This window comes from Eggerthella sp. 1_3_56FAA (genome assembly GCF_000185625.1).
GTDB classification, from domain to species: domain Bacteria; phylum Actinomycetota; class Coriobacteriia; order Coriobacteriales; family Eggerthellaceae; genus Eggerthella; species Eggerthella lenta.
In genome coordinates, this window is the sequence record NZ_GL622581.1 from 1 (window position 1) to 14,780 (window position 14,780).

A 14,780-nucleotide genomic window follows, 5' to 3' on the forward strand; every position below is an offset into this window, starting at 1 on the left:
GGCGCCCCTCCCGGGGCCCCGTCGCTTTCGGTTCCACCCGAAGCGCAAGGAGATATATTACGCGTCCGTTGCCCCGCCGTCAAGAACTTTTTTCGAGATTCTCGGACTTTTTTTCCCGGCGCCTTCCGGCGCCGGGGGGCCGCGGGGCCCCGCCGCCGCCCTCCCCCTCTCCCGCGGAGAAGGCAGCCCGAGCATGTTACCCGCTTCCGGCCCCGGGCGCAAGGGGGCATTTCGGGTTTTTTTCGGACAAGGGCTTCGTGCCGTCGGGCCGACGAAGTCGTGACCGCATGGTTTTGCGGTTAGGACGAACGCTCGCTTATATTAGTATAGGAAGCGAATGAAAGGAGCTTGCGCCATGCCGAACCAGCCCGACCTCGATCCGACCGTCGTCATCCCTTTGCCGCAGCGCACGCTTGCCGCCCTCGATGCGCTCGAAAACGCCGGCTTCGAGACGTGGATAGTGGGCGGATACGTCCGCGACGCGCTGCTCGGGCGGCCTTCCTCCGATATCGACATCGCCACGCAGGCTCACTGGCAGGACGTGCAGCGCGTTTTCGAAGGGCAAGGCTATCGCACCCACGAGACCGGAACCGCGCACGGCACGCTCACCGTGATCGTCGACGAACAGGCGCTGGAAGTCACCACGTACCGCAGCGACGGCGCTTATGCCGACGCGCGTCATCCGAACCAGGTATCGTTCGTGCGCACCATCGCCGAAGATCTCGCGCGCCGTGATTTCACGATGAACGCCCTAGCCTATCACCCTGCGCGCGGCCTGTTCGACCCCTACGGCGGACACGCCGATTTGGAGGCGCGGATCATCCGAGCCGTAGGCGATCCCGATCGGCGCTTCTCCGAAGACGCCCTGCGCATGCTGCGCGCCTGCCGGTTCGCCGCGGAGCTGGGCTTCGCCATCGATCCGAACACCTTCGAAGGCATGCTGGCGAACAAGGGGCTGCTGCCCCGCATCTCCACCGAGCGCATCACCCACGAGTTGCAGCGCCTGTTGCTTGGAGAGCATGCCGGACGCGCGCTCACGGCCACGGTCGACGTGCTGGCTGCCGTGCTTCCTGAGCTCGTGGCCATGAAAGGCTTCGAGCAACGCACGCCGTACCATATATACGACGTGCTCGAACACACAGCGCGCGTGCTGGACGGCGTGCCGCCTTACCCGCTTGTCCGCTGGGCAGCGCTGTTCCACGACATGGGCAAGCCCGCGGCGTTCTTCACCGACGAAGACGGGACGGGGCACTTCTACGGGCACGCCGCCATCAGCGTGATGCTGGCGCGCGGCATCATGGGCCGACTCGCGCTGTCGTCGGCGTTCGCCGCACAGGTGCTGACGCTGGTCGAACGCCACGACGACGTGATCGATCGCACGCCGAAAGCCGTGAAGCGCGCGCTTTCGCGCCTGGGCGGCAACGTCGAGCTGTTCGCCGCCCTGTGCGACCTCAAACGCGGGGACGCGCGCGGCCAGGCGCCTCGCTGCATCGACCGCGTGTCCGATGCCGACGAGCTGGAGCGCATCCTGTCCGAGATCCTCGCCGCCGACGAGGCGTTCTCGCTGAAGAAGCTAGCCATCGACGGTCGCGACGTCATCGAGCTCGGCGTGCCGCAGGGTCCCCTCGTCGGCCTCGCCTTGTCGGATGCGCTCGACGCCGTCATGGACGAGCGCATCGACAACAAGGCGTGCGCTTTGCGCGCTTTCATAGAGGAATGGCGTGCCGAGCATGAAGATCGAGCCCCTCTATAACGGCCGAGCCACCGCCCGGTGACGGCTTCCCGCATGCCGATCGCTGCACGCGTTCGCTTTCTATACTGACATACGCTCATCACGATCATCCCTGGAAAGCGAGGCACCTCATGACCACACCCTCCGCAACCGCCCAGTCGCAGCCGGAAGCCGCCGTCGACGCCCCCGTCGATCGCATGAGCATCACGATATCCCTCAACGGACCGTATCTCGTAAACGGAGGGGTGCCCTTGACCCAGGAGGTCATCACCCCCGTCGGCGGCCATCGCGAGTACCGCACGGCGCGCGCCTTTCCCCACCAGGAAACCTACGCGCTGTGCCGCTGCGGGCAGACGAGCACGCCGCCGTTCTGCGACGGCTCGCACGTTGCCGCCGGCTTCCACGGCGCGGAAACCGCGTCGCGCGCGTCGTTCGAGGAGCGCGCCGACATCTACCCTGGCCCCGGGGTGACGCTGTACGATGACAACCGTTGCGCGTTCGCCCGCTTCTGCCACCGCGAGGACGGCGACGTATGGACGCTCACCGAGCTGTCCGGCGACGAGCGCCTGAAGCGCGAGGCTGTCCAGGAGTCCACCGACTGCCCAGCCGGAAGGCTCGTGCACGTCGATTCGGAGACCGGAGCGATGTACGAGCCGGAGCTCGGCCCCTCCATCGCCCTGCTCGAAGACCCCGAGGAAGGCGTGAGCGGCCCTTTGTACGTGCGCGGCGGCATCCCGCTCGTCGGCGCGGACGGCACCGAGTACGAGCTACGCAACCGCTATGCGCTGTGCCGCTGCGGCGCGTCGCGCAACAAGCCCTTCTGCGACGCCATGCACGTGACCGTGGGCTACGAAGACGGTTTGAACGGATAAACACCTGGTAAACGCCGGGAAATCGCACGCTTGCGTCCTGTCCGACCATCCAATTCATCAACTTTTCCAAAATAATTTGCCGATAAGGCTTGACGAAGCGCCGCATACCCCGTAATATACCAACTCGCGCTTGCGACTGTTGTTCAAAACAACAGGAGCACATCGGTTAGCCGATGGGGTGTCGTCTAATGGCAGGACAGCGGTTTCTGGTACCGTATGTGAGGGTTCGACTCCTTCCACCCCAGCCATTTTTACGGTATACTGCACAGCGCACTATGTGGCTCCGTCGTCTAGCGGTTTAGGACGCCGCCCTCTCAAGGCGGAGGTCGCCGGTTCGAATCCGGTCGGAGCTACCAAGAAATTGCAGGCCAGGAGCGCACAAGCTCCTGGCCTTTTTCTTTTCGATCGTCTTTCGTGTGCCAAAATGTGCCATCTTGCGGAATTACGGTGCCTTACGCCCTTCTCGCCTAAAGCCTTCTACCGCCGGCCGCGCATGCTGTCGTACAATGGCGGCGAACGAAGAGAAAAGGAAACCTCATGGAGCAAGAACAGAACCGCGCACCCGAGACCCCGCCAGCTGGCGCCCCTGCGGAACTGCCGTTCGGCGAGCCCCTGCTGATCTGTCCCGGGCTCTACCGCGTACGCGTGCCGCTTCCCCATAACCCCCTGCAGGCGCTGAACTCCTACATCGTCCTTGGAGACGAGACGACTACGATCATCGACGTTGGCTTCAACCACCCGGCATGCGAGAAGGCGCTTGACAAGGCGTTGGAATCCCTCGGGCGAACCTGGGACACCGTCGAGATCGTCCTGACGCATTCCCATCCCGACCATACGGGCAATCTCGATCGGATCTACCGCGACGGTATGCGCGTGTATGCGAACCTCCACTCGTTCAAAGAGGTGGAGAATCTCATGCAGATGCAAGCGAACGTGTTCGGCCCCCTGCTTCGCAAGGCGGCGACGCCGCAGCAAAGCGGGCTCGTGTTCCGCAAGGGCAAGCATCGCCTGCACATATCGGCCGAGCTGCTGCCGCTGACGTGCAAGCCCGATCTCATCTACCTGCACGAAGGCGATGTGCTGCGCGCCGGAAGTTTCTCGTTCGAGGTGATCGAAACGCCAGGACACGATCCGTGGCATATCTGCCTGTACGAGCCCGACCGCAAGCTCATGATCATCGGCGACCACGTGCTGGAGCGCATAACGCCGTCGGTTTCGTCGTGGTTCCCCGCGTACAACGCCCTCGAGGAGTTCTTGGAGAGCTTGGGGAAGATGTACTCGTACGACGTCGATCTGGTGCTTCCGGCTCACGGAACGCCCTACACCGGACTGCGCGAACGCGTCATGTTCCTGATAGCGCATCATGGGGAGCGCCTCCAGGAACTGTACGACCTCGTGGCCGCCGGCCACGACGACATCGTATCGATATCGTCGCATGCCAAGTGGCGCTACGAGAATTGGAACGAATGGCCGCTCGACCAGAAGTTCTTCTCGATGGGCGAGACGATGGCCCACCTCGTGCACCTCGTGTGCGAAGGCAAGATCAAGCAAACCATCTGCGGCGACGAGTACCGTTTCGAGCTGCCGTAGCGCCGCAGCCGCGATAGAAGGGAGCATCACATGCGCATCGATCTGATCATCGAGAGCCGAAACGTGTTCACAGGAGTCGGCGACGTCGCCCGACCTGCGGCCATCGCCGTCGCGGGCGATCGTATCGTCGCCGTCGGATCGCGCGAGGACGTGCGCGCCTTCGCGCTCGAGGCGAACGCAGGCGGGGGCGCGCCCGAGGTGCGCGACTTCGGAGACGCGCTCGTGGTTCCGGGATTTCACGACTCGCACCTGCACTTCTTCCATTCGGCCGTGTATTCCTCGCCCTTGGCGACCATGTTTCTGGGCGAAAGCGAGACCGACTGCGTGGCGCGCATGCAAGCGTTCGCGAAAGACCGGCCGAACGGCTGGCTTCTGGCACAAGGATGGCGCGAATACCGCTGGAACCCGCCAGTGCTGCCGTCGAAGCGCTCGCTGGACGAAGCGTTCCCCACGCGTCCCGTGGCGCTGTACTCGGGAGACGCGCACACGCTGTGGCTGAACTCGGCCGCGCTCGACGAGCTGGGGCTCACGCGCGACAGCGTGCCGCCGGCAGGCGGCTCCTACGACCGCGACGAGACAGGCGAGCTGACCGGCATCGTGCGCGAGGCGGCCGCCATGGAGTTGATGCCGCAGATCATGGGGTCGTTCACCGACGAGGAGGTGGCCGACGCTTACCGCGGCTTCTTCGCGCGGCTGGCCGAGAACGGCGTGACCAGCGTATGCGACATGTCGCTCATGGCCCATCCGGGGCTCGACTTCATCCGGGACGACGTGCACGCATCCCTGCTGGAGCGCGGCGAGCTGACCGCGCGCGTGCACCTCTTCCCCACCTTGCTCGACGACATGAGCCGCTTCGAGGACATGCGTGCGCGCTACACGGGTCCGTGCCTGCAGGCACCCGGTTTCAAGCAGTTCTTCGACGGCGTGTCGAGCCAGCATACCGCCTGGGTGACCGAACCGTACGCGAACGCGCACGTCGAAGGCGATTGCGGCCGACCCACGGTAGATCCCGAGATCATGCGACGCTACGTGCTTGCCGCAGCCGAACAAGGCTTCCCCGTGCGTATCCACGCCATCGGCGATGCGGCCATCCATGCGGCGCTCGACGTCTTCGAAGAGGCGCGCGCGAAATTCGGACCGCTGCCGGAGGGGCAGCGAAACTGCCTGGAGCACCTGGAGAACTTCCTGCCCGGGGATATGAAGCGACTGGCCGATCTGCAGGTGGTGGCCGCCGTGCAGCCTCCTCACATGACGCTGGATCCCGGCGGCCCCGAGCGCGACCTGGGGCCCGAACGCGTTCCGTACATGTGGCCCTTCCGCACGCTGCTGGACGACAACACGGTGCTGGCGTTCGGCACGGACTCGCCCGTGGTAGGTGTGAACTCGATGGACGTGCTGTACAGCGCGGTAACGCGGCAGGACCCGGGCACCCACGAGCCGACAGGCGGATGGCTGCCCGACGAGCGCATCGGCATGGCCGAAGCTCTGCGCGCCTACACGCAGGGCAGTGCTGCGTCGGCAGGACGTAGCAGCGAGCTGGGCACGCTGGAAGCGGGCAAGCTGGCCGACATCGCCGTGCTCGACCGCAATCTGCTGGCCTGCGACACCGACGACATCCAGAAGACGAAGGTGCTGGCCACCTTCATGGGCGGGACGTGCGTGTTCGAGCGGTGACGGATCGGAGCTTCGCGCTAAGCGCGAAACGGGCGCGCAGGTCGGCGTAGTAAGTCAGCGAGGGCGGCCATGGTGCCCGAGATCGTGGGGATGGCGAGGGTGAAGCGTACCTCGGTACGCGAGCCCTCGGCATCGCCGCGAGATCGGGTGCCATGGGCGGCCGCAGCATCGGCATGTTCCGGCGGCCGGAAGGCCGCCGGAACCTAATACTCCCACATGTGGTCGAGGGGGCCGCTTCCCTTTCCCAGGTTGAGGCCGGCGGCGAGGGCGCCGCGAACGTAGTCCTTTGCGGCGCGCACCGCTTCTTCCATCGGAAGACCCTTGGCAAGCCCGCAGGCGATGGCGGACGAGAGCGTGCAGCCCGTGCCGTGGGCGTTCTCGGTGTCGACGCGCGGCGCGCGCAGCCACACGACATCGCCCTCCGCCGTGACCAGCACGTCGTCGGCGCGATCATGGCGATGACCGCCCTTCACGAGGGCAGCGCCCGTCCCCGCCTCGGCAAGGCGCAGCGCGGCGCGTTCCATCGACGCCTCGTCTACAACCTCGAACCCGGCCAGCACCGCAGCCTCCGGCATGTTCGGCGTGACCACGTCCGCGAGCGGCAATAGGCGCGCCTTCAAAGCTTCGATCGCATCGTCGCCGATGAGGCGGGCGCCGCTCGTGGCCACCATGACGGGATCGACCACGATATTGGCGGCTGCGTGGCGCTCGAGCGCGTCGGCGACGGCTTCTATGATGGCGGCCGACGACACCATGCCCACCTTCACGGCGGCAGGCCGGATATCCTCGAACACGACGTCGATCTGCTTCGCGACGAACGCCGGATCGACGTCGAGCACGCCCGTCACGCCCAGCGTGTTCTGCGCGGTGAGCGCCGTGATCGCCGTCTCGGCGAACAGGCGGTGCGCGGCGATGGTCTTGATATCGGCCTGGATTCCCGCGCCGCCGCTGGAATCCGAACCCGCGATGCTGAGCACTGCTTCCATAGCGCTTTCCTTTCTATCGGCGAGCGTCGGCTATGCGCCGAGCGCTGCTTGCACCGCCGCCCGCAAACGACGCGTCTCTTCCTCGATATCCTCAGCCGCGAAGATGGCCGACACCACCGCCGCGCCGTCGGCTCCCGTCCCCGCGAGCTCGGGGATCGTACGCTCGTTCAGGCCGCCGATGGCCACCACGGGAATATCGACGGCGGCGCAGATGGCGGCAAGGCCGTCCGTCCCCACGTCGGCGGCATCGGGCTTCGTGGGCGTGCCGAACACGGCTCCTACGCCCAAGTAGTCTGCGCCGTCGGCCTGGGCGACCAACGCCTGCTCCACCGTCTGCACCGACACGCCCACGATGGCGTCGGGCCCCAGCTTCTCGCGCGCCTCGACGCATGCGGCGTCATCCTGCCCCACGTGCACGCCGTCGACGCCCGCGATGCGAGCCGCCTCCACGTCGTCGTCCACCACGAACGGCACGCCCGCCTCGCGGCAGAGCGGCGCGAGCGCCCGGGCGCGCAGCACCACCTCGGCCTGGGGAGCGTCCTTCTCGCGCAGCTGCACGAACGTCGCACCGCCCGCAAGCGCCTCTTCGACGCACGCGGAAAGCGTGCGCTCGCCCAGCCACGCGCGATCGGTGACCGCGTACAGCGCCATCGCCCGGCGCAGGTTCTCCCTCGGGTACATGCGCTCCTCCTTATGCTAGCTCTTCGACCCGCGCGCCCGCTTCCAGGGCATCGCCGTCGAGGTTGTACAGGGCGTCCAGCAGGTACGTGCGGAACGACCCGTTGCCGTCGTAGCCGCCCATGCGGCCTTGGGCGATCTGGCCTGCCAGCCCCATGCCGGCGACGGCGGCCACCGTGGCGTCGAGCAGCGCATCGGGGTTCGCCGTCGCGAACGCCGCGCACACGCACGACAGCATACAGCCGGCGCCCGTGATGCGGCCCATGAGGGGACTGCCGTTGCGAACGGCGTAGGCGCGCTCGGCGTCGGCCACGATGTCGATGGCGCCCGTGACGGCCACGACGGCGCCCGTCTTCGCGGCGAAGTCGCGCGCGAACGCCGCGCCGGCCGCCAGGTTGTCCTCAGTGACCGCATCGCCGGGGCACACGTCCACGCCGCGCGTGGCCGCCGCGCCGCCTGCGAGCGCCTTCGCCTCCGACATGTTTCCGCGCACGACGGACACGGCCAGCTTGTCCAGCAGGTCGGAAGCCGTGCGCGTGCGCAGAGCCGACGCCCCGGCGCCCACCGGGTCGAGCACGATGGGATGGCCCAGCTCGCTCGCACGCTCGCCGGCCGCGAACATGCCCCGGATGGAGCGCTCGCTGAGCGTGCCGATGTTCAGCGTGAGGCCGCCGCAGATGGACGTGATGTCGAACACGTCGGCGGGCTCGTCGCTCATGATGGGGCTTGCGCCGATGGCCAGCAGCGCGTTCGCGCAGTCGTTCACCGTCACGTAGTTTGTGATGTTATGCACGAGCGGCGTCGTCGCCCGCACGTTGTCCAAGGCCCTCTTCAAAGCGAACGGTTCCATAGGCTACTCCTTCCCGAGATCGACCGTCAGGCCGTCCATGATGGTGTTCACGGTTCGCATGGCGCACATCTCGCCGCACATGGTGCAGGTGCCGTCGGTCGAGGGCGGAGCGCTCTCGAAGTAGCGGCGCGCCTTGACCGGATCGAGCGCCTCGGCGAACATGCCCTCCCAGTCCACGCGGCGCCGAGCGTCGCTCATGCGGTTATCGCGGTCGCGCGCTCCGGGCACCCCGCGCGCGATGTCGGCCGCATGCGCGGCGATCTTCGTGGCCACGAGGCCCTCGCGCACGTCGGCGGCGTCGGGCAGGCGCAGATGCTCGGCCGGCGTGACGTAGCAGAGGAAGTCGGCGCCCGAAGCCGCGGCAACCGCGCCCCCGATGGCGGCCGTGATATGGTCGTAGCCCGGCGCGATGTCGGTGACCAGCGGCCCCAGCACGTAGAAGGGCGCGTCGTGGCACAGCCGCTTTTCCAGCTTCATGTTGGCGGCGATCTCATCGAGCGCCATATGCCCGGGGCCTTCCACCATCACCTGCACGCCCGCGTCCCATGCGCGCTTCGTGAGCTTGCCGATCTCGATGAGCTCGGCGATCTGCCCCGCGTCGGTGGCGTCGTACGTGGAGCCGGGCCGCATGGCATCGCCCAGGCTGATGGTCACGTCGTGCTCGTGCAGGATGGCCAGCACCTCGTCGTAGAACTCGTAGAAGGGGTTCTCGTTGCCGGTGGCCTCCATCCACGCGAAGATGAGCGACCCGCCGCGGCTCACGATGTTCGTGAGGCGGCCCGTCTCGCGAAACGACTCGATGGTGCGCCGATTCATGCCCGCGTGGATGGTGACGAAGTCCACGCCGTCCTCTGCATGCGCGCGGACCACGTCGAGGAAGTCCTCCACCGTGATGGTGATCAGCGGCTTCTCCAGATAGCCGATGGCGTCGTACATGGGCACGGTGCCGATCATGGCCGGCGACTTCTCGATGAGCGCGCTGCGGAACGCGTGCGTCTTGCCGGTGTTCGACAAGTCCATGATGGCCTCGGCGCCCAGCTCCAGCGCCACGTCCACCTTCTTCCATTCCTCGGCCTCGTCGGCGACGTCGCCCGAAATGCCCAGGTTCACGTTCACCTTCGTGCGCAGGCCGCCGCCCACGCCTTCGGGCGACAAGCTGGTATGGTGGATGTTGGCGGGGATGGCGATGCGCCCGGCCGCAACCCCCTCGCGGATGAACTCGGGGTCGCGCCCCTCCTTCTCGGCCACGATGGCCATTTCGCGGGTGATGGTGCCGGCGCGTGCCGCGTCGATCTGCGTCATAGAACTCCCTTCGTTGGCATTACCCATGTCAGGTTCCTCGGGTCGAAGCGTGAATCGGCGCTTCCTCTCAGCCTGTCCGGCCGCGATGCGGCTGCAAGCTCCCCGGTATGTCAAGCCGTCGCGCATGCGACGGAGCGTTTAACCAGTATACGCCAGCGGGTAGAACACGTACAGCGTGCCCTCCTCGACGGCTACAGTGGCCTCCTCGCCGGTCAGTTCGTTCGACAGCCCGCGCGAGGTGCGGTTCGACAACGGCTCGTCGTCGATGGAGTACTCCATGCCGCGCTCGATGACGCCGCGCGCCATGTCGTTGGCCGAGAACACCGACACGGTTCCCCCGCCAAGCGCCGGCAGCTCGAACACGTCGGGACCGGTGAGCAGCCGCACGGCGTACGTGTCGGCGACGGCGGTCACGTACACGTCGCGCTCGGAGAACTTCGCGAACAGCTGCAGGTTCGCCAGCGTGTGGTCGAGCCGCGCTCCCAGCGCGCCGTAGACGATCAGCTCGTCGTGGCCCCAGGACAACGCCTTCTCCATGGCCAGCTCCATGTCGCTCTTGTCCTTCTTGACCGGGTGGCGCGACACGCGGCGGCACTTCGGCACATAGCCGAGCGAGTCGAAGTCGCCCACAGCCATGTCGGGCACCGCACCAATGGCCTCGAGGTGCGCGAAGCCCGCGTCCACCGCGATGACATAGTCGAACTCCCCGGCCGCCTGGCGGGCCTTGAAGTCCTCCGCGTTGAAATCGACCGCCCCCACGAGCGCGCACGTAGCCATGTTCCACACTTTCCTTACCTTCGAGCCGTACCGATCGTGATAGAATACCATACGCGAGCGGGCCAGACGATCGCGCGCTTCGGCGTGAGGAAAGTCCGGGCTCCATAGGGCAAGATGCCAGCTAACGGCTGGGCGGGGCGACCCGACGGAAAGTGCCACAGAAAAGAAGACTCCCCCGCGAACACGCGCTTCGGCGCGCAGAAACGGGAGAAAAGCTGAAACGGTGCGGTAAGAGCGCACCAGCGCGCCGGCAACGGCGCGGCTTGGAAAACCCCATCTGGAGCAAGCGCAAATAGGAACGCGACACGGTTGCCCGCCGTACGTTCGGGTTGCGTGCTAGAGGCGTCTGGCGACAGGCGTTCGAGATAAATGGTCGTCCAACGACAGAACCCGGCTTACCGGCCCGCTCGCATTCTTTTTTTCCACGTTTTCCGTCACACTTCCGACATTCGACCGTCTAACCTATCGAAGGAAGGCATCGGGCGCATCGCAGAGCGCCCGGCCGACGACGTGACGAGCGGAAGCGCCCGGCGGGCCTTTCGCGGAAGGCGGCACCATGCATCGCGAAGAATTATCGAAAGAAGCGCAGCTCGACCTGGTGGACAAGGCCATCGTAGGCGACGGCCAGGCGTTGGAGGAACTGCTGCGGTCCACGAGCGGGCTCGTGTTCAACCTTGCGCTCAGGTTCCTGGGCACCGTCCACGACGCCGAGGACGCGAGCCAGGAGATCGCGGTCAAGATCATGACCCGGCTCTCGACGTTTCGCAAGGAGAGCGCGTTCTCCACATGGGTGTACCGCATCGCCGTGAACCACCTCAAGGACTGCCGCACGCATCAGTTCGCGAACGCCCCGTTCAGCTTCGAGATGTACGGGGCCGACATCGTCGACGAGCGCGCGAAGGACGTCCCCGACCTGTCCGAAGGGGTCGACCGCGGCATGCTGGCGCGTGAGCTGAAGCTGTCGTGCACGAACGTGATGCTGCAGTGCCTCGACGCCGACAGCCGCTGCGCCTACGTGCTGGGCACCATGTTCAAGGTGGACAGCTCCACCGCGGCCGACGTGCTGGGCATCACGCCCGAGGCGTACCGCCAGCGCCTGTCGCGCGCCCGCAAGACGGTCGCCGAGTTTTTGGGCGCGTACTGTCAGCACGGCGGCGCGGAGACGTGCTCGTGCGAGCGGCGCGTGAACTTCGCCATCGCCACGCATCGGCTGGCCCCGCACAACCTGGAGTACCTCGAGCTCACCGAGGAGGAGCGCGCGCAGGACGCCTTCGTCGACGCCATGGACGAGATGGACGGCTACGCCAGCCTGTTCGACCGGCTTCCCTCCTACCGCCCCACGCCGCGCGCCAAGGAGCTGCTGGAAGCGTGCATGGGCACCGCCAGCTTCGACGCCGTGGTGAACGCCGGCAAGGAGGCCTCCCATGCCTAACGTCCTCATGCTGGATTTCCTGGCCGACCTGCGCGAGAACAATTCCCTCGACTGGATGCACGCCCACAAGAAGCGGAAGAAGGAGGCGCAGAACGCGTTTCTGGAGCTCGTGCAGGGCTGCATAGCCGACCTCGCGGAAACGGAGCCGTGCTTGGCGGCGCTCGATGCCAAGGACCTCGCGTTCCGCATCAACCGCGACACGCGGTTCAGCGACGACAAGTCGCCGTACAATCCGACGTTCCGTGCGCACATCTCCCCCGCCGGGCGCATGCCGGTGCCCGTGGGGTACTTCGTCAGCGTGACGCCGGGCGGGTCGTTCGCGGGAGGGGGCCTGTTCGCGCCGCACTTCAAGGACGCCACGCGCATGGTGCGCGACCGCATCGCAGCCGACCCGCAGGCCTTCCTCGACATCGTCGAGGCGCCGGGGTTCGCCGAGCGCTTCCGGTTCGTCGGCATGCCGCTGAAGAACGTGCCGAAGGGCTACGACCCGCAGAGCCCGGCCGCTGAGTACCTGAAGTGCAAGTGCTGGGCGGTGGAAGAGCACTTCGACGATGCCGTCGTCGCCGACGACGAGGCCTGCCGCCGCGCGCTGCTGGACAGCTTCGCGGCCATGAAGACGTTCAACGAGTACCTGAACGAGGCGCTGAAAGGCTTCGCGATGCCGACGCGCTAGGGCGGTTTGCGGCCCGGCCCCGGCGCACCCCGTTCGATTGGGCGCAAAACGATAGCCATGGCAAAGGCAGTCGAAGCTTCACGGATGGTTCGGTATTGCGCGGGCACATAAGGCCTGGTCGCAGATTCCGCATACGAGGAATCTGCGACCAATGCCCCGCGTTTTCTGCCATAGGGTGCAATTCGCGCCCAACGTTTACCGGACGGTTCGCGATGCCAGGCCTGCGGAGCCGCATCGCAGAACCCTACGCCGGGAACAGCGTGTAGGCCCGTCCCTCGGCGGCCTCGTGCGGACGGATGCTCACGCCGAAGGCCCGCTCGATGGCGCCGGTTGCGAGCACCTCTTCCACCGTGCCGGCCGCCGCGGCGCGCCCGCGTTCCATGACCAGCAAACGGTCTGAGTAGCGCAGCGCCAGGTCGAGATCGTGGATGACCATGACGATGGTCTTGCCCGCCTCCTCGTTCAAGCGGCGGATCAGCTCCATCGTCTCGTGGCAGGCGCGGATGTCGAGGTAGGTGGTGGGCTCGTCGAGCACGATGAGGTCGGTGTCCTGCGCCAACGTCATGGCGATGAACGCTCGCTGGCGCTCGCCGCCCGACAGCCGCCTCAGCTCCTGCGTCCGGAACCGCGCGATGCCCGCAAGCTCGAGGGCGCGCTCCACGTGCTCGCGATCCTCGCGCGAGAGCTTCCCCTGATGCGCCTGGTACGGATAGCGCCCGCATGCTACGAGCGCCTCCACCGTCATCGCCGGCGGGCGGCTGGCCTGGGCCAGCACGGCCACGCGACGGGCGCGCGCCTTCGCCTTGAGCGACAGCGTGGGCACCCCGCCGACGCGCACCTCCCCCGCCTGCGGCCGCAGCAAGCCGTCGACGAGTTTGACCATCGTGGACTTCCCGCAGCCGTTCGGGCCGACGATGCTGGTCACCGCCCCATGCGAAAACATCGCGGAAAGCCCCCCGATGAACGGTTCCTTGCCGTAGGAGAACGACACCTCGCGAAGCTCGATGGCAGGAACACAGGGCTGCGCGACCTCTGCGGTCGAGGAGCCGAGGGCCGAGAGGTCCGCCGCGAGTTTCCCCGAGGGGACTTGCTTCGCGGTGCCGCGACGAGCCGAACAGCCCAGCGGGCTGTTCGTGCGAGCAGGACTGTTTGAGCGCCGGACCTCTCGGCCCTCGGCCCCGCAGGATGCAGGCGCATTATTCAAGGCTTCCCCTCCTGTTCTTCAAAATGAGGTAGATGAAGAAGGGGCCGCCGAGGAACGCCATGAGGATGCCCACCGGCACCTCGTAGGGTGCGAACAGCACGCGCGCCAGCAGGTCGCACACGACGACGAACGCCGCGCCCGACACGGCCGACAACGGCAGCACGATGCGGTTGTCGTGCCCGACGAAGAACCGCACGAGGTGCGGGATGATGAGCCCTACGAACCCCAGCAGGCCCGCGAAGCTGACGGCCGCGCCCGCCAGCACGGCGGCGAGGCCCAGCATGGCCAGCCGGCACGCGCCCACGTTCATGCCCAGCGCATGGGCCGTGTCGTCGCCGAGCGCCATGATGTTCAGCTTGCCCGCCGCAAGCAGAGCCGCGGCGAGGCCTGCCACGATGTAAACGGCGGGCCACCACAGGTCGTCCATGAGCACGCCGGCCAAACCGCCCACGAGGAACGCCGACGAGCCGATGTAGGCGTCGGGGTTCACGATGAGGATGGTGTTCATGCCCGCACCGAACACCGACGTGATGGCGATGCCCGCCAGCACCACGGTGAGCCTCGACGTGCTGGCGCCCAGCGAGATGCCGAAGATGATGAGCGCCGTGGCCAACGCGCCCGCAAATGCCGCGAGCGGCGGCAGCCAGAGCGCGCTGGGAAACACGCTGGCGGCGATCAGCACGAACAGCCCGGCGCCCGAGTTGATGCCGATGATGTTGGGGCTTGCCAGCGGGTTGTCCAGCACGGCCTGGATGATGGCGCCCGCCACGGCCAGCGCGCCTCCTGCCAGAAGCGCCGCCAGCACGCGCGGCAGGCGCACGTTCACGAGGATGCTCTTCGCCGACGCGCTCACGTCGCCGCCCGTGGCCCAGGCGACAAGATCGCCCAGGCTCACCGACGACGACCCCACGAGGAAGGCCGCCGCCGTCACCGCTGCCAGGACGGAGGCGGATACGGCGATTGCGAGCGGTGCGGCCTTTTCACGGTTGAACGAAGTCACCGGACGGCCT

13 protein-coding genes, 2 tRNA genes, 1 other RNA gene and 1 riboswitch are annotated in these 14,780 nt (G+C 66.8%); of the genes, 9 read left to right on the forward strand and 7 right to left on the reverse strand.

Features of this window, described 5'->3' with window-relative positions; all coding sequences use genetic code 11:
• Positions 1 to 355: 355 nt before the first annotated feature.
• The 6 genes from HMPREF1023_RS10225 (at position 356) to HMPREF1023_RS10250 (ending at position 5,868) form a co-directional block, all read left to right on the forward strand.
• The gene (locus HMPREF1023_RS10225; RefSeq protein ID WP_009306220.1) at positions 356 to 1,753 is read left to right on the forward strand and encodes a CCA tRNA nucleotidyltransferase; all 1,398 of its coding nucleotides are present in this window, start codon (positions 356 to 358) and stop codon (positions 1,751 to 1,753) included.
• Positions 1,754 to 1,863: 110 nt separating this feature from the next.
• The gene (locus HMPREF1023_RS10230; protein ID WP_009306221.1) at positions 1,864 to 2,604 is read left to right on the forward strand and encodes a CDGSH iron-sulfur domain-containing protein; all 741 of its coding nucleotides are present in this window, start codon (positions 1,864 to 1,866) and stop codon (positions 2,602 to 2,604) included.
• 174 nt (positions 2,605 to 2,778) lie between these two features.
• Positions 2,779 to 2,852, forward strand: a tRNA-Gln gene (locus HMPREF1023_RS10235).
• Between the two features lie 31 nt (positions 2,853 to 2,883).
• Positions 2,884 to 2,960: transfer RNA gene (locus tag HMPREF1023_RS10240), tRNA-Glu, on the forward strand.
• A gap of 181 nt (positions 2,961 to 3,141) precedes the next feature.
• Positions 3,142 to 4,194 (forward strand): MBL fold metallo-hydrolase, encoded by a 1,053-nt coding sequence (locus HMPREF1023_RS10245; protein WP_009306222.1) that lies wholly within the window; start codon positions 3,142 to 3,144, stop codon positions 4,192 to 4,194.
• A gap of 30 nt (positions 4,195 to 4,224) precedes the next feature.
• Entirely contained in the window at positions 4,225 to 5,868 is a 1,644-nt protein-coding gene (locus HMPREF1023_RS10250; RefSeq protein WP_009306223.1) for an amidohydrolase, read from the forward strand.
• Positions 5,869 to 6,071: 203 nt separating this feature from the next.
• Here HMPREF1023_RS10250 and thiD read toward each other — a convergent pair whose 3' ends face one another.
• The 5 genes from thiD to HMPREF1023_RS10275 all read right to left on the reverse strand — a co-directional run bounded on the left by thiD (position 6,072) and on the right by HMPREF1023_RS10275 (position 10,461).
• A complete protein-coding gene (gene thiD / locus HMPREF1023_RS10255) occupies positions 6,072 to 6,854 on the reverse strand; it encodes a bifunctional hydroxymethylpyrimidine kinase/phosphomethylpyrimidine kinase (RefSeq protein ID WP_009306224.1) in 783 nt (260 codons plus the stop codon).
• A gap of 30 nt (positions 6,855 to 6,884) precedes the next feature.
• On the reverse strand, positions 6,885 to 7,535 hold the full coding sequence (thiE, locus tag HMPREF1023_RS10260; RefSeq protein WP_009306225.1) for a thiamine phosphate synthase: 651 nt from the start codon (positions 7,533 to 7,535) through the stop codon (positions 6,885 to 6,887).
• Between the two features lie 10 nt (positions 7,536 to 7,545).
• A complete protein-coding gene (gene thiM, locus HMPREF1023_RS10265) occupies positions 7,546 to 8,382 on the reverse strand; it encodes a hydroxyethylthiazole kinase (protein ID WP_009306226.1) in 837 nt (278 codons plus the stop codon).
• Between the two features lie 3 nt (positions 8,383 to 8,385).
• The gene (gene thiC / locus HMPREF1023_RS10270; RefSeq protein WP_035576661.1) at positions 8,386 to 9,711 is read right to left on the reverse strand and encodes a phosphomethylpyrimidine synthase ThiC; all 1,326 of its coding nucleotides are present in this window, start codon (positions 9,709 to 9,711) and stop codon (positions 8,386 to 8,388) included.
• Positions 9,673 to 9,799, reverse strand: a riboswitch (TPP riboswitch). It overlaps the preceding gene by 39 nt.
• A 23-nt stretch (positions 9,800 to 9,822) precedes the next feature.
• On the reverse strand, positions 9,823 to 10,461 hold the full coding sequence (locus HMPREF1023_RS10275; protein WP_009607773.1) for a thiamine diphosphokinase: 639 nt from the start codon (positions 10,459 to 10,461) through the stop codon (positions 9,823 to 9,825).
• Between the two features lie 54 nt (positions 10,462 to 10,515).
• On the opposite strand from HMPREF1023_RS10275, the gene rnpB reads away from it, so the two are divergent.
• The 3 genes from rnpB (at position 10,516) to HMPREF1023_RS10285 (ending at position 12,566) form a co-directional block, all read left to right on the forward strand.
• Positions 10,516 to 10,875: RNase P RNA component class A (gene rnpB, locus HMPREF1023_RS15045), an RNA gene on the forward strand.
• Positions 10,876 to 11,017: 142 nt separating this feature from the next.
• Complete coding sequence (locus HMPREF1023_RS10280) at positions 11,018 to 11,893, forward strand: RNA polymerase sigma factor (RefSeq protein ID WP_009306229.1); 876 nt, start codon at positions 11,018 to 11,020, stop codon at positions 11,891 to 11,893.
• Positions 11,886 to 12,566 (forward strand): DUF2461 domain-containing protein, encoded by a 681-nt coding sequence (locus HMPREF1023_RS10285; RefSeq protein WP_009306230.1) that lies wholly within the window; start codon positions 11,886 to 11,888, stop codon positions 12,564 to 12,566. The genes HMPREF1023_RS10280 and HMPREF1023_RS10285 overlap by 8 nt, the downstream gene beginning before the upstream one ends.
• Before the next feature lie 244 nt (positions 12,567 to 12,810).
• On the opposite strand, the gene HMPREF1023_RS10290 is transcribed toward HMPREF1023_RS10285, so the two are convergent.
• Both HMPREF1023_RS10290 and HMPREF1023_RS10295 read right to left on the reverse strand, forming a co-directional pair.
• Positions 12,811 to 13,557 (reverse strand): ABC transporter ATP-binding protein, encoded by a 747-nt coding sequence (locus HMPREF1023_RS10290; RefSeq protein ID WP_009306231.1) that lies wholly within the window; start codon positions 13,555 to 13,557, stop codon positions 12,811 to 12,813.
• Positions 13,558 to 13,762: 205 nt separating this feature from the next.
• On the reverse strand, positions 13,763 to 14,770 hold the full coding sequence (locus HMPREF1023_RS10295) for an iron ABC transporter permease (protein ID WP_009306232.1): 1,008 nt from the start codon (positions 14,768 to 14,770) through the stop codon (positions 13,763 to 13,765).
• Positions 14,771 to 14,780 lie beyond the last annotated feature (10 nt).

Bases quoted from the DNA above. Each gene is read 5' to 3' on its own strand.
- thiM (WP_009306226.1), bottom strand. From the start codon at position 8,382: ATGGAACCGTTCGCTTTGAAGAGGGCCTTGGACAACGTGCGGGCGACG.
- HMPREF1023_RS10225 (WP_009306220.1), top strand. From the start codon at position 356: ATGCCGAACCAGCCCGACCTCGATCCGACCGTCGTCATCCCTTTGCCG.
- HMPREF1023_RS10250 (WP_009306223.1), top strand. From the start codon at position 4,225: ATGCGCATCGATCTGATCATCGAGAGCCGAAACGTGTTCACAGGAGTC.
- thiC (WP_035576661.1), bottom strand. From the start codon at position 9,711: ATGGGTAATGCCAACGAAGGGAGTTCTATGACGCAGATCGACGCGGCA.
- HMPREF1023_RS10245 (WP_009306222.1), top strand. From the start codon at position 3,142: ATGGAGCAAGAACAGAACCGCGCACCCGAGACCCCGCCAGCTGGCGCC.
- thiD (WP_009306224.1), bottom strand. From the start codon at position 6,854: ATGGAAGCAGTGCTCAGCATCGCGGGTTCGGATTCCAGCGGCGGCGCG.
- HMPREF1023_RS10280 (WP_009306229.1), top strand. From the start codon at position 11,018: ATGCATCGCGAAGAATTATCGAAAGAAGCGCAGCTCGACCTGGTGGAC.
- HMPREF1023_RS10230 (WP_009306221.1), top strand. From the start codon at position 1,864: ATGACCACACCCTCCGCAACCGCCCAGTCGCAGCCGGAAGCCGCCGTC.
- HMPREF1023_RS10275 (WP_009607773.1), bottom strand. From the start codon at position 10,461: ATGGCTACGTGCGCGCTCGTGGGGGCGGTCGATTTCAACGCGGAGGAC.
- thiE (WP_009306225.1), bottom strand. From the start codon at position 7,535: ATGTACCCGAGGGAGAACCTGCGCCGGGCGATGGCGCTGTACGCGGTC.
- HMPREF1023_RS10285 (WP_009306230.1), top strand. From the start codon at position 11,886: ATGCCTAACGTCCTCATGCTGGATTTCCTGGCCGACCTGCGCGAGAAC.